This window comes from Lichenihabitans sp. PAMC28606 (assembly GCF_020616535.1).
In the GTDB taxonomy this organism is placed as follows: Bacteria; Pseudomonadota; Alphaproteobacteria; order Rhizobiales; family Beijerinckiaceae; genus Lichenihabitans; species Lichenihabitans psoromatis.
Map to the genome: position 1 here is coordinate 3,185,824 of NZ_CP085136.1, position 19,592 is coordinate 3,205,415.

The window sequence follows — 19,592 nt, forward strand, 5'->3', positions numbered from 1 at the left end:
CGCGCCTAGACGTCGAATTTAACGCCTTGGGCCAGCGGTACCGTGCGGCCGTAGTTGATGGCATTGGTCTGCCGCCGCATATAGGCTTTCCAAGCATCCGACCCGCTCTCGCGGCCACCGCCGGTTTCCTTTTCGCCGCCGAAGGCGCCGCCGATTTCGGCGCCCGACGGGCCCATATTGACGTTGGCGATGCCGCAATCCGAGCCGAGCGCCGACAGAAACCGCTCGATCTCGCGCAGATCCGTGCCGAAGATCGAGGACGATAACCCCTGCGGCACGTCGTTCTGCAGCGCAATGGCTTCGTCGAAGGTGCTGTATTTCAGCACATAGAGGATCGGCGCGAAGGTCTCCTGAACGACGGGACCGGTCTGGCCCGGCATTTCGACCAGCGAGGGGCGGACGTAATAGGCATCCGGCCCGGTGATCTCGACCCGCTCGCCGCCATGCACGATGCCGCCCGCCTGCTTTGCCTCCGTGAGCGCCACCTGCATCGCATCGAAGGCGGCTTTGTCGATCAGCGGGCCGATCAACGCGTCGCTGGCAACCGGACTGCCGACCGCGATGGTGCCATAGACCAAGGCGAGCTTCGGCACGAGGGTGGCGTAGACGCTCTCATGCACGATGAGGCGGCGCAACGTGGTGCAGCGTTGCCCCGCCGTGCCCATCGCCGCGAAGGCGACGGCCCGCAGCGTCAGATCGAGATCGGCCGAGGGTGTCACGATCGATGCATTGTTGCCGCCGAGTTCCAAAATGGAGCGACCGAAGCGACGGGCGACCCGCTCGCCGACGAGGCGGCCCATATGGGTCGATCCGGTCGCCGACAGAACCGGCACCCGGACGTCGTCGACCAGCAGTTCGCCGATGTCGCGGCCGCCCACCAGAACCGTGCTGAGACCGGCTGGAACGTCGCCAAACCGTGCAGCCGCCTTTTCGAACAGAGCCTGCACCGCGAGGGCGGTCAGCGGCGTCTTTTCCGACGGCTTCCAGACGACCGAGTCGCCGCAAACGAACGCCAAAGCCGCGTTCCAGGACCAGACCGCCACAGGAAAGTTGAAGGCCGAGATGACGCCGACCACGCCGGCCGGGTGCCATTGCTCCATCAGCCGATGGTCCGGCCGCTCGGATTGGATCGTCAGGCCGAACAATTGCCGCGACAGCCCGACCGCGAGATCGCAGATGTCGATCATCTCCTGAACCTCGCCTTGGCCTTCCGACACGACCTTGCCGACTTCCAGCGTAACGAGGCGGCCGAGCGCTTCCTTGTTTGCACGGAGTTCGTCGCCGAGCAGGCGCACCAATTCGCCCCGGCGCGGCCCTGGGACCTTGCGCCAATGTAGAAAAGCCTCATGGGCCTGCCCTATTAGTCCGGCGACGGCGCCCGTGGAGGTCTCGACCACCGATGCGATGATCTCGCCCGTGATCGGCGACCGCACCGCCAGCGCACCGCCCGTGTAGAGCTCACGCGGGACGCCGAGAGCCGACAGGAGTTCATGAGTTTCAGTGATGACGGAGGCGGCGTGCGGCATGGCGATGTTCCCGTTTCGATCGAACACATGATCGGTCCACCCGCGAGCGTCAACCGGACACGCGCTTGACAGGACCCCCGCCTGACGTCTGTATATCGTATACGTTGCCCAGATGCGGCCAGCCGGACCGTTCAAGCAGCCGCGATCCGACCCACCCTCTCGATCGACAAGGCGGCCTGAGCCATGCGCCATACGTTCTTCTGCATCGACGGTCACACGGCCGGCAATCCGGTGCGCCTCGTGGCGGGTGGCGCGCCTCTGTTGCGGGGCGCCACCATGTCGGACCGGCGGCAGGATTTCCTCGCCCGTTTCGATTGGATCCGGACCAGCCTCTGCTTCGAGCCGCGCGGCCATGACATGATGTCGGGCGGTTTTCTCTATCCGCCGACGCAGGCCGACACCGACGTCGGTATTCTGTTCCTCGAGACGAGCGGGTGCCTGCCGATGTGCGGGCATGGCACCATCGGCCTTGTGACGTTCGGGCTGGAACACGGTTTGATCCAGCCGCGCGAGCCTGGGCGGTTGCGGGTCGAGGTTCCGGCCGGCGTGATCGACATCGCCTATACGAGCGAGGGCGACCGCGTAACCTCGGTCAAGATCACCAACGTGCCGGCTTATCTTGCCGCGACCGACATTGCGATCGACGTGCCGGGCTTCGGACCGCTATCGGTCGATGTCTCGTATGGCGGTAATTATTACGCGATCGTCGAACCGCAGGGGGCCTATACGGGGCTCGACGATCTCGGGGCCGCTCGTCTCATCGACCTCAGTCAGGAGGTCCGAACGCTGGTCGGTGCAAAATTCGAGCCTGTGCATCCGCTCGATCCGACGATCCGCGGCGTCAGCCACGTGCTCTGGGCCGACAAGCCCCGCGGCGATGGCGCGGATGGGCGAAATGCCGTCTTCTATGGCGACAAGGCCATCGATCGCTCGCCTTGCGGCACCGGAACGTCGGCGCGGCTCGCGCATCTCGCCGCCAAGGGCAAGCTGCGGCCGGGCGAGCGCTTCGTTCATGAAAGCTATATCGGCAGTCGGTTCATCGGCCGTGTCGAGAAAACCACGGATCTTGCCGGGCAGGCCGCCATCATTCCCTCGATCGAGGGATCGGCCATCGCGACGGGGTTCAACACGATCTGGGTCGATCGGGCCGATGTGTTCTGGAAGGGTTTTCAGGTTGTATGACCGGGCCGGACCATCCGCGTGACACTGCTGGTCAAGCGCGGGCTCGCCGACCAGATCTTCGATCTCGTGCGCGATCGTATCATTTCGGGCATGATGGTGGGCGACATGCCGATCCGGCAGGACGCTCTGGCGGCGGAACTTGGCGTCAGCAAGATCCCGCTCCGCGAAGCCTTCGCCAAGCTCGAGCAGGACGGCCTCGTGCTGTCGCAGGCCAATCGTGGGTTTTTCGTGCGTCCGCTCTCGGCCGACGAAGCCTATGACGTGTTCGACCTTCGGCTGAAGATCGAACCGGAGGCGGTCGCCTTGGCCTGCCGCCGCGCCAGTGCTGACGATCATGAGATTGCTCAGACGGCGCTGGCGGCGCTCAATCAGGCCATCGAGACGCGCAGGCCGGAGGCGGGCGCGCTTAATCGCGCCTTTCATCTCGCGCTGATCCGTCCGGGCGGTCGGCTCGTCACGATGCAGATGGTCGAGCGCCTTCAGGTCATCGCCGAACGCTACGTGTGCAAACACCTCGAACCCAAGGGTCGCGACGACCAGGCCGTGGCCGAACACAAGGCCCTGTTCGGGGCTTGGGCTGCTGGGCGGGCCGATGCTGCGGCTGCGCTGGCCTCGGCCCATATCGCCAATACGTTGCGGGACCTCCGCGCAGAATTCGCTGTGGCGCGCGAGCGTCTCGATGATTCCCCCGTTCCGGTGCTGGGTCGATCCTAGGCTGGCCCGACCCGCATTCTGGAGAAGCTTGTGCGATCCTCGAAGGTCATTCATGTCGTCAGTTGCCATGCGGCCGGAGAGGTCGGCGACGTCATCGTCGGTGGGGTGTTGCCGCCACCGGGCGCGACCATCTGGGAGCAGTCCCGCTTTATCGCCCGGGACGAGACGCTGCGGAATTTCGTGCTGAACGAGCCGCGCGGCGGCGTGTTCCGGCACGTCAACCTGCTGGTGCCCCCGAAGGACCCCCGCGCCCAGATGGGCTGGATCATCATGGAGCCGGCCGATACGCCGCCGATGTCCGGGTCGAACGCGATCTGCGTCGCGACGGTGCTGCTGGAGACCGGCATCATCCCGATGCAGGAGCCGGAAACCCGGCTCACCCTCGAGCCGCCGGGTGGCGTCGTCGAGATCGTGGCGCATTGCCGGGACGGCAAGGCCGAGCGCATCACGGTCACGAATGTTCCGTCTTTCGCGGCCAAGCTCGATGCGGTCATCGAGGTGCCGGGCATCGGAACGCTGACGGTCGATACGGCCTATGGCGGCGACAGTTTCGTCATCGTCGATAGCCGCGCCCTCGGCTTCGCGATCACGCCCGACGAGGCCCGCGATCTGGCTGAGACCGGTATGGCGATCACCCGCGCCGCCAATGAACAACTCGGCTTCGTACATCCGGACAATCCGGACTGGGCCCATCTCTCGTTCTGCCAGATCGCCGGGCCGCTCAGCCTGGAGGACGGCGTCATGGCGGGCGTAAACGCGGTCGCGATCCGCCCCGGCAAGATCGACCGCTCGCCGACCGGCACCGGATGCTCGGCCCGGCTCGCGGTGCTGCATGCCAAAGGCATCCTGAAAACCGGTGATCGCTACGTCGCGCGTTCGATCATCGGCTCGCGCTTCGATTGCCAGATCCTGGCCGAAACCGAAGTGGGGGGCCGGCCCGCCATCATCCCGACCATTTCGGGCACGGCCTGGATCACCGGCACGCATCAATTGCTGCTCGACCCGAGCGATCCCTATCCGGCCGGCTATCGTCTGTCCGATACATGGCCGGGCGCAGGCACGGCAGCGTGAGAAATCATCCGGCGGATGGTTGACCGCAGCCGCCTCGATCCCGCAAACCGGGCGCGCTGATCCGGCCGCTCCCGGCCTCACTTGAAGGAGAATGACAATGTCCATCACCCGTATCGGCGTCGGCCCGCGCATGTCCCAGGCCGTCGTGCATGGCGATACCGTCTACTTGGCCGGTCAGGTGGCCCAAAAGGCCGTGGGTGGCACCGTCGCCGAGCAGACCAAGGACATCTTGCAGAACATCGACGCTTTGCTGGCCGAAGCCGGCAGCGACAAGTCCAAGCTGCTGATGGTGAACATCTGGCTGACCGACATGAGCACCTTCGCCGAGATGAATTCGATCTGGGATGGTTGGGTGCTAGATGGCCAGACCCCGGGCCGTGCAACCGTCGAGGCCAAGCTTGCGACCCCGGCCCATAAGGTCGAGATCGCGGTCATCGCGGCGCGTTGATCCAAACCGGCATGAGGTGGGCGGCGTCGGGCGCCCACCTTCTTTTTCGATAAGGACGCGATCGACATGAGTATTGGGATCGGCGGCTCGACGGCTGAGGTCGAACTCGCGTCCATCGGCGCCATGACGGCCGGAGTCGAACCGATCGGCGAGGCCGATTATCGGTCTCGCCTGACGCAGGCGCAGCATCTGATGCGTCAGCATGGTCTCGCGGCCGTCTATCTCGATGCCGGCAGTAACCTGCTGTATTTCACCGGAATCGATTGGCACCCGAGCGAACGCTTGGCCGGCGCAGTGCTCACGGCCTCCAGCCATCTCGCTTATCTGCTGCCGGTCTTCGAAACCGGCACATTCGCGGAGCAAGTGCGAATCGAGGCGCCGTTCCATGGCTGGCACGAGAATCAAGACCCCTGCGCGCTTCTCGCCTCCGTCCTGGCGGACCTCGGCATCGCGAACGGCACCATCGGGCTCGATGAGACGACCGAATTCGGCTTGGCCGAGAGGCTTCGGACCGCGCTGGCGCCCCGTGTCGCGGTCGTCAGCGCTGGCTCGGTAACGGGCGGCTGCCGCGCCCGCAAGTCGGCGGCCGAGATCGCGCTGATGCAACGCGCCCATGCGATGACCTTGGTGGTGCAGCGCGCGGCGGCCCGCATCCTCCGGGTCGGCATCACGGCCCGCGAGGTCGAGACCTTCATCGACACGGCGCATCGGGCTGCGGGCGCCCCCGACGGGTCGTTCTTCTGCATCGTGCTGTTTGGCGCCGACACGGCATTTCCGCACGGCGTCAAACATCCCAAGGCGCTCGAGGCAGGCGACATGGTGCTGATCGACACCGGCTGCAAATTGCTCGGCTACCAATCCGACATCACCCGCAGCTATGTGTTCGGCGAAGCCTCCGATCAGCAACGCCGCGTGTGGGAGCATGAGCGTGCGGCCCAGATCGTCGCGTTCGAGGCGGCTCGGATCGGGCAGCCGTGCGGAGCGGTCGACGATGCGGTCCGCGGCGGTCTCGAACGGAACGGCTATGGCCCGGGCTATGCGCTCCCCGGCCTGCCGCATCGAACCGGCCATGGCATCGGGATCGACATCCACGAGGCACCGAACTTTGTCAGCACCGACCGGACGCCGCTCGCAGAAGGCATGTGTTTCAGCATCGAGCCGATGCTCTGCATTCCGGGCGCCTTCGGCGTGCGCCTCGAAGATCATATCTATATGGCGGCCGATGGACCGCGCTGGTTCACGCAGCCGGCCAAGTCATGTGACGACCCGTTCGGCGCAGTCGATCGTTGATCTTGAGCAACATCTCGAAAGATAAGAAACCGCGCGCCGGTCAAACCATATTTTAACCACGCGAGCCATATTCTGAGCATCAGCTCGCTTTGGTAAACATGCTCATGGTCAGTCTCAGTCGTCGTCAATTCTTTTCCTCCAGCGCGGTCGCGCTCGCGGCGGCCGGCCTCGCCGGATGCGCCGGAGGCGGGCGGGACATGCCCGCGTTCGGGGATATGTTCGGCGGTTTTGGTGGCCAACAAGGCGTCGGTGGCGCAACGATCGGCAAGCCGGATTATCAGGCCATTTACGGCAGCTTTTCGGGTGAGCAATTTCCAGTGTTGGCGTTTGATTATGCCCGCGTCGATCCGATCTTCCTGCGCCAGATCGTTCGATATCAAGGCCCCGAGCGGCCCGGCACCGTGGTGGTCGACCCGAAGTCGCGGTATCTCTTCTTCGTCGAGCCGGATCAGCGGGCGACCCGCTATGGCGTCGGCGTGGGGCGCGAGGGGTTCTTATGGAACGGCGTCGCGCAGATCAACATGCGCCGCAGCTGGCCGGATTGGATTCCGCCAAAAGAGATGGTCGATCGCGACCCCGACATCCGGGCCCAGCTGGTCTCTACCAAGCGCGGCCTCGGCGTTCCTGGCGGCTCGCGCAGCCCACTCGGTGCCCGGGCGCTCTACCTCTTCGGCAAGACCGGCGATCTCGGCTATCGCATCCATGGCACCACGGAGCCCGAGACGATCGGCAGCAACGTCTCGTCGGGCTGCATCCGGATGGTCAATCAGGACGTGATCCATCTCTACAGCCGCGCCCCCGAAGGCACCAAGGTCATCGTTCTCGGCTAACACCGCTACGGTTTTCGGGTAGACAGGGGCGGGGAGGCGTTGTGGCCGCTCCGCCCCTCTGCGTTGGGGCTCGCTCGCGCGACGCGAAAGGGATCGAATGATCGTCGAAATCTGTGTCGATTCGGTTGCGGCGGTACGGGCCGCCGTCGCAGCGGGCGCCGCGCGGGTCGAGCTCTGCGCCGCCTTGTTCGAGGGTGGCATTACCCCGAGCCGGGGCATGATCCGTCAGGCGCGGCGCGTCGATGGCATAGGGCTGCATGTCATCATCCGGCCGCGGGGCGGCGATTTTCTCTTCGATGACGACGAAGTCGAGACCATGCTGGCCGATATCGAGACCGCCAAGCAGGAGGGCGCCGACGGCGTCGTGATCGGCCTGTTGACCGCTGACGGTCGCATTGATGTCCAGCGCAGCCGCAGGCTGATCGCAGCGGCGCGGCCGCTGAGCGTGACGTTCCACCGGGCCTTCGACATGACGGTCGATCCGTTCGAGGCGTTGGACACGTTGATCGGCCTCGGTGTCGACCGGGTCCTCACCTCGGGCCAGGACGCGACCGTGCTCGAGGGGCTGCCGCTGATCACCGCGTTGATCGCGCGCGCCGGAAACCGGATCATCATCATGCCGGGCGGCGGCATCACCGAGCGCAACGTCGCGCGGATCGTCGCCGGCGCCAAGCCGACCGAACTCCACTATGCGGCGCTGCAGCCCGTCGCGAGCGCGATGGTGCCGCGCCGCGAGCACGTCTTTATGGGCGGTGAGTTGCGCGTTCCCGAATATACCAAGCTGGCCACCTCGGCCGACCTCATCCGCACCGTGCGTGAACGCGCATCCTCAGGGGAGTGACACGCATGACCGAGACCTCGACGAGGCTGACGATCCCGGTGCTGCTCGGCTCGGTGCGGCGCGACCGGCAAGGCATCAAGGCCGCGCGTCTGCTCATGAGCGAGTTGACGAAGCGCGGCCACGAGGCGGTGCTGGTCGATCCACTCGAGCTGCAACTGCCGCTGCTCGACCGGATGTATAAGGAGCATCCGAAAGGGGAGGCCCCCGACGACCTCGAACGGCTCGCGACGCTGTATCGACGCGCCGACGGGCTCATGATCGTCAGCGCGGAATATAACCACGGCATTCCGCCCGCGCTGAAGAACCTGCTCGACTATTTCTTGGAAGAGTATTTCTGGCGGCCGTCCGGCATCGTCTGTTATTCGGCCGGGCAGTTCGGCGGCGTGCGGGCCGCGATGCAACTTCGCATGGTGCTGAGCGAACTCGGCATGCCGAGCATTCCGAGCCTCATGCCGATCCCAAAGATCGGGCAGGCGCTCGCCGATGACGGCACGCCCTCCGATGAGCGCACCCTTACGTCGCTCGATCGGTTCCTCGATGAATTCGAGTGGTATGCGGCGGCGTTGAAACGCCAGAAGCTGCAAGGCACGCCGTACTGACGCCCCCGATCTGCGAGGTTAGACGATGCCGCCGCCCGAGCCCTTGACGGCCGGGCGCTTGGCCGCGACCGCCTCTCGGTAACCGCTGGCCCGATAGGATTTGAGCGGATCGATCGCGCCTCCGGCATCGACGCGGGCCTGGGCGAGGATCGGCTCGACGTCGATGCGGAACCCGTCCTTGAGCGCTTCCGACGCCAATATGGCGTCATTGTCGTCCTGGTAGCCGGCCAGCGCGTTGCGGTCGACCAGCAGGGCTTGCGCATAGGCGCGACGGATCTCGTTGGCCGAGCGGATCAGGCTTTCGATCGGGTCGGTCACGTTGTGCGACTGATCGATCATGTGAGAAAGGGTCAGGTCGTTGTCCGGCGTCTGTTCGGCGTCCACCAGTTCGTTGAACACCAGGAACAGCCGGAACGGGTCGATCGAACCCGCGTCGAGATCGTCGTCGCCGTATTTTGAATCGTTGAAGTGGAAGCCGCCGAGCTTCTTAAATTGCACCAGCCGGGCGACGATCATTTCGATATTGACGTTCGGTGCATGGTGACCGAGGTCGACGAGGCAGAGCGCCTTGGGGCCGAGCGTCTGCGCGATCAGGTAACTGGTTCCCCAATCCTGCACCACCGTCGAATAAAAGGCTGGTTCATACATCTTGTGTTCGGAGAAGATGCGCCAGTCGTCCGGCAGGGCTTTGTAGATGCTCCCCATCGCCTCGAGATAGCGCTCGAAGCTTTTGGTAAAGTGGCTTTGGCCCGGGAAGTTGGAGCCATCGCCGATCCACACCGTCAAGGCCTTTGAGCCGATCGCGTCGCCGATCTCGATCGTCTCGATATTATGGGCGACCGCCTGCTCGCGCACGGCGCGGTCGGCATGCGAGAGCGAGCCGAACTTGTAGGAGAGCGGCTGGTTCGGATCGGTCGGATGATCCTGGAACGTGTTCGAATTCATCGCGTCGAAGCCGAGCCCGAGGCTATTCGCCTTGGCGACGAGTTCGGCCGGGGAGGCCTTGTCCCACGGAATATGCAGCGACACGTTCGGCGTGGCGCGGGTCAGTTGGTTGATGACGGCGCAATCGTCGAGCTTTTCGAAGATACCGCGCGGCTCGCCTCCACCGGGAAAGCGCGCGAATCGCGTGCCGCCGGTGCCGACACCCCAGGATGGCACCGCCACCGTGAAGGCCGCGACCTTGGCCTTGATGGCCGCGATATCGACGCCGCGCCGCTCCAGCTTGGCCCCGAGCGCGTCGTAATCGGCCGTGAGGTCGGCGGCATGCTCGGCGTTGTGGCGCGCAACGAGGTCTTGGCTGAGAGGCAGATCGACCATGGACTTCTCCGATCGGGGCTTTGTCAGCGCGTGAACGACTGGGCGTTGCCGGCGTCGACGTTGATGATGTTGCCGGTCGATTTGGCCGAGAGGTCGGAGGCCAGAAAGTAGGTGGCCTCCGCGATGTCTTCCGGGAACACCGAGAGTTTCAGCATCGAGCGCTTGCGATAATGGTCGTCGAGTTCGTCGGGGCTCATATTATAGGCCGAGGCGCGCTGCTCACGCCATTCGCCCGTCCAGATCTTCGAGCCGCGCAACACAGCATCCGGATTGACGACATTGACCCGAATGCCGGCGTCGGCACCTTCGAGTGCCAGACAGCGCGCGAGATGGATTTCGGCCGCTTTGGCGGTGCAATAGGCGCTGGCGTTGGGAGAGGCCGCGAGCCCGTTCTTCGAAGCGATGAAGACGACCGAACCGCCGAGCTTCTGCCGACGCATCAGCCGGAACGCCTCGCGCGAGACCAGGAAATAGCCCTTGGCCAGGATATCCATATTGCGATCCCACATGGCGATCGTTGTGGTCTCGACCGGCTCTGAGGAGGCGATCCCGGCATTGGACACCACGATGTCGATGCCACCGAACTCGACGCTGGCCTCGGCGAATTTGCCGATCACGGCATTCTCATCGGTCACGTTCATGACGACGGTGCGGACCACATCGCGGCCATAGGCTTTGCCGAATGTGGCTTCGGCGTCGGCGAGAGCCGTTTCGTCGATGTCGGCCAGCACCACGCAGGCGCCTTCGCTCAGCAATTTGGCCGCAATGGCCCGGCCGATACCGCCCGCGCCGCCCGTCACCAAGCCGACCCGGCCCGCGAGGCTCTTCGGCTTAGGCATCCGCTGCAGCTTGGCTTCTTCAAGCAGCCAATATTCGATGTCGAAGGCTTCCTGCGCGGGCAGGCCCACATAGGTGTCGACCGTGGACGCGCCGCGCATCACGTTGATGGCGTTAACATAAAACTCGCCCGCGATACGAGCCGTCGCCTTGTCGCGCGCGAAGGTGATCATGCCGACGCCGGGGATCAGATAGACGACCGCATTCGGGTCGCGCATCGCCGGACTGTTCGGGTGCTTGGCTTTCTCATAATAGGCCGCATAATCCTTGGCATAGGCCGCGATCGCCTCGTCGAGACCGGCGATGATCGTCTCGATCGAGCCGCTCGCCGGGTCGAACTCCAGCACCAAAGGGCAGATCTTGGTGCGGAGGAAGTGATCCGGGCAGCTGGTGCCGAGCGCCGCGAGAGCGCGGAGATTCTTCGAATTGACGAAGTCGAGCACCGTCTGGCTGTCGTCGAAATGGCCGAGCTTGCGTTCCGAGCCGCTGATGCGGGCGCGGATCTCCGGCATGATCTTGGCCGCGATGGCGCGGCGCTCGTCGGCCGGCAGAGACTGGGTCACGGCGCCGCCGAACACGGCCTTGCCGCGGGTCTGCTCATCGAACCAGGCGATCGCCTTGTTGATGATCCGCAGCGTGGTTTCGTAGCAATCCTTGGCGCTGTCGCCCCAGGTAAACAGGCCATGGCTTTCGAGCACGACGCCCTTGGCGTTCGGATGGTCGGCCGCGAAACGCGACAGGTCGAGACCGAGCTCGAACCCCGGGCGCCGCCAGGGCAGCCAGCCGATCTCGTCGCCGAAGATCTGTTGGGTCAAGGCGCGGCTGTCGCGTGTCGCCGCAATGGCGATTACGGCGTCGGGGTGCATGTGGTCGACATGCGGGTAGGGCACATAGGCATGCAACGGCGTATCGATCGAGGCCGCACGCGGGTTGAGATTGTAGGTGCAGAATGACAGCAGCCCAACCATCTCGTCCTCGTGGTCCTGGCCACGATAGATGGTCTTGAGCTGGTTAAGCTTGTCCATGTACAGGGTCGAGAAGCCATCGAGCTTCATGGTGCCGACATCGCCGCCGGAGCCTTTGACCCACAAAACCGTCACGGTTTCGCCAGTCAGCGGGTCCGCCATCGCGACCTTGGCCGACGTGTTGCCGCCGCCGAAATTCGTAATCCGCTTGTCGCCACCGAGGAGATTGGAGCGGTAGAGCAGCCGGCCGGGCTCGTCCATCGCGGCCGCTTTGCCGTCGTCCCACCTGTTGTCGAGCAGATGTGGTGTGCCCGCGTCAGCCATGGTGCCTCCCTGTGATAGGCCGCTTGTCGGCCCGGAGCCGGTCCGACGACGGACCGGCTGACTCCGCGATGGGTCGTCTCGCCGTGCTGCGAGGGCATCCATACGGCTGTTGCCGTCCGGTATGCTCAAATTCCGATCGCCCGTCAATCATTTCTGTCCTTGTGCGATGCAAAACCAGTCACGATCAATCATGTTGCGATGCAAAAAGAAAGAAAATGACGACATTTGATTGACACAAGATGATGGATTCCATAGCGTCGGTGGATGGGAGGACCGATGCACGAGCGAGAACGCCACAGCATCATCGTCGGGGCATTGCAGACCAGGGCGGTCGCGACTGTCGGGGATATCGTCGAGATGACCGGGGCGTCGGAAGCGACGATCCGGCGCGATTTGTCGGTTCTGGCCTTGCAGGGTCGCCTTCGCAAAGTAAGGGGCGGCGCTGAATCGATTCACCCCACCGCCGTCGGCTCATTGCTGGTGCGCCCCGTCGCGTTGAGCGAGACCATCAATATCGCGCAGAAACGCGCGATCGCGATCGAGGCCGCAGGACTATGCGCGGACGGCGATGCCATCATCATCAACGGCGGCACCACGACGTTTCAGATGGTGCATCCCTTGCAGCGCTTGCGGCTCCAAGTTCTCACCAATTCGTTCAGTATAGCGGATCATCTGCTCCGCCACTCCAAATGCGATGTGTTCCTGCCCTCGGGAGCGGTCTATCGCCAGCAGAACATCATTCTCAGTCCGTTCGAGGATGACGGGATCGCGCATTTCCGCGCGCGCCGCATGTTCATGGGCGCTCAAGGCGTATCGCATCTCGGCATCATGGAGGGTGACCCGCTCATCATCCAGTCCGAGCAGCGCCTCATGCGCCAAGCCGACGAACTCGTCTTGCTGATCGATTCCAGCAAATTCACTACCCAATCCAGCATGATCCTCGCGCCGCTCGAACGAGCCGCGACGATCATCACAGACGATCAGATCTCCGATGCGGCCCGCACCATGGTCGAGAACATCGGGCTCCAACTCGTGATCGCCGACACAAAGATGGTCGGCACGCGAAACCCATCGGCGTCGGTGGCCTGACGCCTGAACGGCGTCGAGGGCATCACACGGTGAACGAGGAAACGAACGGGAGGGACAAGCATGTCTTCATTCAGGACAGTCGCCTTGGCATCGGCGTTGATCGCCGGGCTGATGGCTAGCACGGCGCATGCCGCCGACGTCAAGATCGCCTTGGTGGTCAAATCGCTCGGCAACGGCTTCTTCGATGCCGCCCACAAGGGCGCGGAGCAGGCCGCCAAGGAGCTCGGCGGCGTTCAGATCGTCTATACGGGGCCGACGACGACCACCGCCGAAGGCCAGATCGAGGTCATCAATTCGCTGATCTCCCAGAAGGTCGACGCCATCGCGGTCTCGGCCAATGACAAGGATGCGGTCGTGCCGGTGCTGAAACGCGCTATGCAGCGCGGCATCAAGGTCATCTCGTGGGACTCGGCCGTCGCGCCTGAGGGGCGGATGCTGCACCTTAATCCGTCGTCGAACGCGCTCATCGGCAATATGTGCTTGAAACTGGCGGCCGATACGCTGCCCGGCGGCAAGGGCGATGTCGCGATCCTGTCGGCGACCGTCACGTCGACCAACCAGAACACCTGGATCGAGGAGATGAAGAAGGCGCTGCCGAAATATCCGGGCCTCAACCTCGTCACCACGGTCTATGGCGACGATCTATCCGACAAGAGCTATCGCGAGACCCAGGGGCTTTTGCAGAAGTTCCCGAACGTCAAGGTCATTATCGCGCCGACCTCGGTCGGCATCGTGGCGGCCGCGCAGGCCGTGAAGGATGCGGGCAAGATCAATCAGGTCTACGTGACCGGGCTCGGTCTTCCGTCCGAAATGGCGGGTGCCGTCCACGCGGGCGCCACCAAGAGCTTTGCGATCTGGAACCCGATCGACCTCGGCTATTCGGCGACCGAACTCGCCTTTGATCTCGTCAAGGGCGCCAAGGCCGAGCCGGGCGCAGAACTGCCGATGGGCCGCATGGGCAAGCTGAAGCTCGACGCGGGCAACGAAGGCGCGATGGCCGACCCCTTCGTCTACGACAAAACCAACGTCGACGAGTTCGCCAAGATCTTCTGAGCCGAAGATCGCCCGACCTCAGGCGTTGGGACCGCCGACGTCATCAAGCTCGGCATCCGGTCCGCATCACGCGGCCCGGATGCGTCGCACGATCCCGACCTTCCGCTCACTGGACGCGACCCGCATGTCTCTCCCGTCCGATGTTCTCGCCGCCGATCCGCCGCCGGCCCCGCGGCCGCCCGTGCTGGAAATGCGCGGCATCTCGAAAGTTTTCCCCGGCGTCAAAGCACTTGAGGGGGTCGACCTCGCGTTGCATGCGGGCCGCGTCACCGCGCTGATCGGCGAGAACGGCGCCGGGAAATCGACGCTCGTCAAGATCCTGACCGGCATCTATCGACCCGACGCGGGCGACATCCTGATCGACGGGCAGAGAGTGGCGTTCGATTCGGCCGAGGCCGCGCAAGACGCTAAAATCACGGCCATCCATCAAGAAACTGTGTTGTTTGACGATTTGACGGTCGCCGAGAACATCTATCTCGGTCATGCGCCGAAGACGCGGCTCGGCTTCGTCAACTGGGCCGCCATGAATGCTCGCGCGACCGCCATCCTGCATAGCCTCGATGCGCCGATCAGCGCCCGGACCCTGCTGAAAAATCTCTCGATCGCCCAGCGCCATCTCGTCGCCATCGCGCGTGCGCTATCGATCGACAGCCGCATCGTCATCATGGACGAGCCCACCGCCGCACTATCTTATAAGGAGGTGGAGGATCTGTTCCGCATCCTCGAGCGGCTCAAAGCCGCCGGAAAGGCGATCCTCTTCATCAGCCATAAATTCGAGGAGGTTTACGGGATCGCGGAGGATTATGCCGTGTTTCGCGACGGCCGCACCGTCGGGGCCGGCCGGCTTGCCGACGTCACGCACGGCCAACTTGTGCAGATGATGGTCGGACGCACCGTCGATCAGGTGTTCCCGAAGGGCGAGGTCGTTCTCGGCGAGACCGTCATGGCGGTCGAGCACTATAGCCACGCGACCGAATTCGACGACATTTCCTTCACGTTGCGCCGAGGTGAGATCCTCGGCCTTTATGGACTCGTGGGGGCTGGGCGGTCGGAGCTGTGCCAGTCCTTGTTCGGCATCACCCGACCGGCGTCCGGCAAAGTTACGATCGATGGCAAGGCGGTCGCGATCCACTCCTCCTCCGATGCGGTCGCGGCCGGCATCGTTTATGTGCCGGAGGAGCGCGGCCGACATGGCGCCGTATTGGCCATGCCGATCGTCGAAAATTTCACGCTCGCGTCCCTGCGGAAAGTGTCACGCAGCGGCTTCATTCGCACCGCCGAGGAATTCGAACTCGCCCGGCACTACGCGTCGCGGCTCGATTTACGCGCGGCCTCGCTGTCCCAGCCCGTCGGCACCCTGTCGGGCGGCAATCAGCAGAAGGTGGTGATCGGCAAGTGGCTCGCAACGCAGCCGAAGGTCATCATTCTCGACGAACCCACCAAAGGCATCGACATCGGCTCGAAATCGGCCGTCCACGCCTTCATGAGCGAATTGGCGGCCCAGGGGCTCGCGGTCGTGATGATCTCGTCCGAATTACCGGAGATTCTTGGCATGGCCGACCGGGTCATGGTGATGCGCGAGGGCCGCGACGCCGGCACGTTTGAGCGGGAGGGCCTGACGCCCGAGCGGCTCGTCCGGGCCGCGACCGGCAATATGGCGGAGGCCGCATGAGCGCGATCGCATCACCCACCGCCACCGCGTCGGCCCGCACCCGCCGTCCGGGGTTGCGGCGCGAGGTCCTGCTGCTCGGGGCCTGCGCGATTTTGCTGGCGCTGATCGCCGCTCGGTTTCCGGGTTTCGTGACGCCGGCCAATCTCGCCAATGTCTTCAACGATACCTCGATCCTGATCGTTTTGGCGTTGGGGCAGGCGGCCGTGATCCTGACCCGTTCGATCGACCTCTCGGTCGCGGCCAATCTGGCGCTGACCGGCATGGTCGTCTCGTTGCTCGGCGCGGCGCATCCGGACATGCCGATCGTGGTGCTTGTTCTCGTGGCGCTCGGGCTTGGGTTGGCGCTCGGCGCCTTCAACGGTCTGCTGGTCTGGAAACTCGATATCCCGCCGATCGTGGTCACGCTCGGCACCTTGACGATCTATCGCGGCATGGCCTTCGTCCTGTCGGGCGGCGCCTGGGTCAACAGCTTCCAGATGTCGCCGACCTTTCTGGGCCTGCCCCGCGCCTTGATCCTCGACATCCCGGTCTTGTCCTGGATCGCGCTGACGATGATCGGTCTGGCACTGGTGATCTTCAACCGGACCTCCATCGGCCGAGCTTGGTTTGCAACCGGCGGCAATCCGGTCGCGGCGCTCTATGCGGGCATCGATCCGGGCCGGGCGCGTTTCATGGCGTTTTGCTTTTCGGGGACGATCGCGGGGCTTTGCGGTTACCTCTGGGTGTCGCGCTATGCGGTCGCCTATGTCGATGTGGCCTCCGGCTTCGAACTCGACGTCATCGCGGCCTGTGTGATCGGCGGCGTCTCCATCGCGGGCGGCATCGGCTCGGTCGGCGGCACCGTTCTGGGCGCGCTATTCCTCGGCATCATCAAAAACGCGCTGCCGGTCGTGAACGTCTCCCCTTTCGCCCAGATGGCGATCTCGGGCGCCATCATCATCGCGGCGGTCCTGCTGAATACGCGCTCCGAACGCAAAGCGGGCCGCATCATTCTTCGCAACACGACCGTCCTCTCGGGTAAGCCGACATGACCACGATCGACACGCGAACCGCTCTACCGACGTCGACTGTCGCAGTGCCGCGTGCGATTCCCAACCAGACGGGCTCTGGTTTTGGGCGCTTCCTTAAAAGCTGGGAAGCCCTGTTGATGGTCGTGGCGGCGCTGATCTTCATCGCCAACTCCTTCGCGTCGCCGTTCTTTCTCGACATCTGGAACCTGTCGGACGCCACCTTCAATTTTACCGAAAAGTCGATCGTGGCGCTCAGCATGGCGTTCATCATCATGTCGGGCGAGATCGACTTGTCGGTCGGCGGCATCATCGCGGTGGCCTCGACCGCGATGGGCGCTGCCGCTCACGCCGGAGCCTCGGTCGCAGAGCTGGTCGCGATCGGCCTTGTGGTCGGCGCCCTCTGCGGGTGCTTCAACGGTCTGCTCATCGCCGGGCTCGGGCTGCCCTCGATCGTAGCCACGATCGGCACCATGAGCCTGTTTCGCGGCATCAGCTATCTCGTGCTCGGCGATGGGTCCTATAAAGATTACCCGACCGGCTTCTCCTTTTTCGGCCAGGGCTATGTCTGGCAGATGATCTCGTTCGAATTCGCGAGTTTCCTGCTGCTTTCGGTCGTGGCCGCTGTGGTGCTGCACAAAAGCGTGTTCGGCCGCGCCGTGCGGGCGATCGGCAATAATCCCTTCGCGGCTCGGTTTTCGGGCCTTCGGGTCGGCCGGATCAAGTTTATCCTGTTTCTCGTCAGTGGCCTCGCGAGCGGGCTTGCGGCCGTCATGCTGACCTCCCGGCTCGGCTCGACGCGCCCGTCCATTGCGGCCGGTTGGGAACTCGACGTCGTCACGATCGTGGTGCTGGGCGGCGTCAATATTCTCGGCGGCTCGGGCACCATCGGTGGCGTCGTGATCGCGGCCTTTGTCATGGGGCTCGTCACCTACGGGCTCGGGCTGCTGAATGTTCCCGGCATCATCATGTCGATCGTGATCGGCGCCATGCTGATCACCGTCATCGCGGCCCCCATCCTGGCGCGCAAGATCTCCAACCGCCCGAGGCCCGCGCGATGATCGAGCCATCAGTCGGCCTGGAAAAGATCGCGTTCACGATGCGGCTCCATCCGGGCAAGGCCGAGGAATACCAGCGCCGCCACGATGCGATCTTTCCCGAGTTGGTCGACCTGCTGCGCGAGGCCGGTGTGTCGGATTATTCGATCCATCTCGATCCCGCGACCCACACGCTTTTCGGTGTGTTGTGGCGGCGGACAGATCACACGATGGATGCGCTCCCCTCCCATCCTGTGATGCAGCGCTGGTGGGCCCATATGGCCGACATCATGGAGACGCATGCCTCGAACGAGCCGGTCGTCACCCCGCTCGCCCTCATGTTTCACCTTGCCTAAGGAGAGCCTCATGCCGCACCGTCGCTTCGTTGCGGTGCTCGACATCGGCAAAACCAACGTCAAGGTCTTGCTGCACGATCTTGCGACCGGCACCGATCTTGCGGTTCGCACGACGCCCAACGTGGTGCGGCAGGATGGGCCATATCCGCATTTCGATATCGCGGCGATGCAGAGCTTCTTCCTCGATGGCCTCGCCGACCTCGTCCGCGAGGGCGCCGAACCGATCGACGCGATCTCGATCACGGCGCATGGTGGCTCGGGCGTCCTCCTCGGCGAGACCGGGCTGGCGCTGCCGGTGCTGGATTACGAATATCGCGGCGTCGATACCACCCGCGCGGATTACGACCGGATCCGGCCGCCGTTCTCCGAGACCTTCTCGCCCAGCCTGCCGGGCGGGTTAAACGCGGGCGCGCAGTTCTTCTGGCAGCAACAGACTTTCCCCGACGCTTTCGACCGCGCCCGCTGGATCATGATGTATCCGCAATATTGGGCCTGGTGGCTCACCGGCGTCGCGGCCAACGAGGCGACGTCGCTCGGCTCCCATACCGATCTTTGGGACCCTCAAGCGAGGAATTTCTCCTCGCTGGTCGAACGAGCCGGCTGGTCCGGCAGGATGGCGCCGCTTCGTTCCGCCTTCGATATCCTCGGTGACCTTCGGCCGGAGATCGCCTCGCGGCTCGGCATCGACCGACCGATCCCGGTCGCCTGCGGTATCCACGATTCCAACGCCTCGCTGCTGCCCCACATCATCGGTGACGCCGGTCCGGTGTCGGTCGTCTCCACCGGAACCTGGGTGATCGTGTTTGCGACCGGCGGCTCGATGGCGCATCTCGATGCGGCCCGCGATACGCTCGTCAACGTCGACGCGTTCGGGCGACCAGTGCCGTCCGCACGGTTCATGGGCGGTCGGGAATTCGAAATCCTAGCCGGCAAGCAGCCCGCCGCGTCCGATCGCGTGGCGCTGGCTGAGGTGCTGGAGCGCGGCATCATGGTGCTGCCGACGTTCGCGCCGGGGAACGGCCCTTTCCCGCACGGCGTGGGACGTTGGACCCATGCGGCCGAGGGCCTGTCCGCGGCCGAACGCACCGTCGCGGCGAGCCTCTATGCCGGATTGATGACCGCCACCTGCCTCGACCTGCTGCAAGCCACCGGGCCGACGATCGTCGAGGGGCCATTCGCTCGCAATACCCTGTATCTCGACGTGTTGCAGGCGATGACGGGCCGGAGCGTGTCGGGATCGCACAGCACCACCGGCACAAGCGGTGGGGCCGCACTCCTGGTCCTGAAGGATCGCTCGCAGTCGCACGAGGGGGCGGCCTGTCCTTCGCCTTCGAGCGTGTTCGCGTCGGAGCCGCTCGGCTCGGCGTTCAAGGCCTATGCGGCACGCTGGATGACGGCGGCGCGCGCTGAGGGATGACCCCCAGGGCGTGG

The 19,592-nt window shown here is 64.4% G+C and carries 18 protein-coding genes; 15 read left to right on the forward strand and 3 right to left on the reverse strand.

Translation table 11 applies throughout. The features are described from left to right. Positions 1-5: 5 nt before the first annotated feature. Complete coding sequence (locus LGH83_RS15000; protein ID WP_227399353.1) at positions 6-1,526, reverse strand: aldehyde dehydrogenase family protein; 1,521 nt, start codon at positions 1,524-1,526, stop codon at positions 6-8. A gap of 183 nt (positions 1,527-1,709) precedes the next feature. On the opposite strand from LGH83_RS15000, the gene LGH83_RS15005 reads away from it, so the two are divergent. From LGH83_RS15005 to LGH83_RS15040, 8 genes are all read left to right on the forward strand, one after another. Continuing rightward, positions 1,710-2,708 carry a 4-hydroxyproline epimerase gene (locus LGH83_RS15005; RefSeq protein ID WP_227399354.1) on the forward strand — a complete coding sequence of 333 codons (999 nt, stop codon included), beginning with the start codon at positions 1,710-1,712 and terminating at the stop codon, positions 2,706-2,708. 18 nt (positions 2,709-2,726) lie between these two features. Then, complete coding sequence (locus LGH83_RS15010) at positions 2,727-3,422, forward strand: GntR family transcriptional regulator (RefSeq protein WP_227399355.1); 696 nt, start codon at positions 2,727-2,729, stop codon at positions 3,420-3,422. A 30-nt stretch (positions 3,423-3,452) separates the two neighbouring features. Continuing rightward, positions 3,453-4,493 (forward strand): trans-3-hydroxy-L-proline dehydratase, encoded by a 1,041-nt coding sequence (locus LGH83_RS15015; RefSeq protein ID WP_227399356.1) that lies wholly within the window; start codon positions 3,453-3,455, stop codon positions 4,491-4,493. A gap of 97 nt (positions 4,494-4,590) precedes the next feature. Then, positions 4,591-4,941: a RidA family protein gene (locus LGH83_RS15020; protein ID WP_131113556.1), complete on the forward strand. Its 351-nt coding sequence runs from the start codon at positions 4,591-4,593 to the stop codon at positions 4,939-4,941. A 66-nt stretch (positions 4,942-5,007) separates the two neighbouring features. Continuing rightward, on the forward strand, positions 5,008-6,231 hold the full coding sequence (locus LGH83_RS15025; protein WP_227399357.1) for a M24 family metallopeptidase: 1,224 nt from the start codon (positions 5,008-5,010) through the stop codon (positions 6,229-6,231). Between the two features lie 104 nt (positions 6,232-6,335). Further along, positions 6,336-7,061: a L,D-transpeptidase gene (locus LGH83_RS15030; RefSeq protein WP_227399358.1), complete on the forward strand. Its 726-nt coding sequence runs from the start codon at positions 6,336-6,338 to the stop codon at positions 7,059-7,061. Between the two features lie 97 nt (positions 7,062-7,158). Continuing rightward, positions 7,159-7,902 (forward strand): copper homeostasis protein CutC, encoded by a 744-nt coding sequence (locus tag LGH83_RS15035; RefSeq protein WP_227399359.1) that lies wholly within the window; start codon positions 7,159-7,161, stop codon positions 7,900-7,902. A gap of 5 nt (positions 7,903-7,907) precedes the next feature. Continuing rightward, positions 7,908-8,501 carry an NADPH-dependent FMN reductase gene (locus LGH83_RS15040; protein WP_227399360.1) on the forward strand — a complete coding sequence of 198 codons (594 nt, stop codon included), beginning with the start codon at positions 7,908-7,910 and terminating at the stop codon, positions 8,499-8,501. 18 nt (positions 8,502-8,519) lie between these two features. Here LGH83_RS15040 and rhaI read toward each other — a convergent pair whose 3' ends face one another. Both rhaI and LGH83_RS15050 read right to left on the reverse strand, forming a co-directional pair. Next, positions 8,520-9,821 carry an L-rhamnose catabolism isomerase gene (rhaI, locus tag LGH83_RS15045; protein ID WP_227399361.1) on the reverse strand — a complete coding sequence of 434 codons (1,302 nt, stop codon included), beginning with the start codon at positions 9,819-9,821 and terminating at the stop codon, positions 8,520-8,522. A gap of 23 nt (positions 9,822-9,844) precedes the next feature. Further along, entirely contained in the window at positions 9,845-11,947 is a 2,103-nt protein-coding gene (locus LGH83_RS15050; protein WP_227399362.1) for a bifunctional rhamnulose-1-phosphate aldolase/short-chain dehydrogenase, read from the reverse strand. A gap of 276 nt (positions 11,948-12,223) precedes the next feature. Between LGH83_RS15050 and LGH83_RS15055 the strand changes: the two genes are divergently transcribed. The 7 genes from LGH83_RS15055 (at position 12,224) to LGH83_RS15085 (ending at position 19,578) form a co-directional block, all read left to right on the forward strand. Beyond that, positions 12,224-13,036 carry a DeoR/GlpR family DNA-binding transcription regulator gene (locus tag LGH83_RS15055; RefSeq protein WP_131195006.1) on the forward strand — a complete coding sequence of 271 codons (813 nt, stop codon included), beginning with the start codon at positions 12,224-12,226 and terminating at the stop codon, positions 13,034-13,036. A 60-nt stretch (positions 13,037-13,096) separates the two neighbouring features. Then, entirely contained in the window at positions 13,097-14,089 is a 993-nt protein-coding gene (gene rhaS / locus LGH83_RS15060) for a rhamnose ABC transporter substrate-binding protein (protein WP_227399363.1), read from the forward strand. A gap of 124 nt (positions 14,090-14,213) precedes the next feature. Continuing rightward, positions 14,214-15,761 (forward strand): sugar ABC transporter ATP-binding protein, encoded by a 1,548-nt coding sequence (locus tag LGH83_RS15065; RefSeq protein WP_227399364.1) that lies wholly within the window; start codon positions 14,214-14,216, stop codon positions 15,759-15,761. Next, positions 15,758-16,792: an ABC transporter permease gene (locus LGH83_RS15070; protein WP_227399365.1), complete on the forward strand. Its 1,035-nt coding sequence runs from the start codon at positions 15,758-15,760 to the stop codon at positions 16,790-16,792. Before LGH83_RS15065 ends, LGH83_RS15070 begins: the two co-directional genes overlap by 4 nt. After that, positions 16,789-17,829, forward strand: a complete 1,041-nt coding sequence (locus LGH83_RS15075; RefSeq protein ID WP_227399366.1) for an ABC transporter permease — start codon at positions 16,789-16,791, stop codon at positions 17,827-17,829. Before LGH83_RS15070 ends, LGH83_RS15075 begins: the two co-directional genes overlap by 4 nt. A gap of 17 nt (positions 17,830-17,846) precedes the next feature. Then, a complete protein-coding gene (locus LGH83_RS15080) occupies positions 17,847-18,161 on the forward strand; it encodes an L-rhamnose mutarotase (protein WP_227401865.1) in 315 nt (104 codons plus the stop codon). 10 nt (positions 18,162-18,171) lie between these two features. Next, entirely contained in the window at positions 18,172-19,578 is a 1,407-nt protein-coding gene (locus LGH83_RS15085; protein WP_227399367.1) for an FGGY-family carbohydrate kinase, read from the forward strand. Positions 19,579-19,592: the final 14 nt, after the last annotated feature.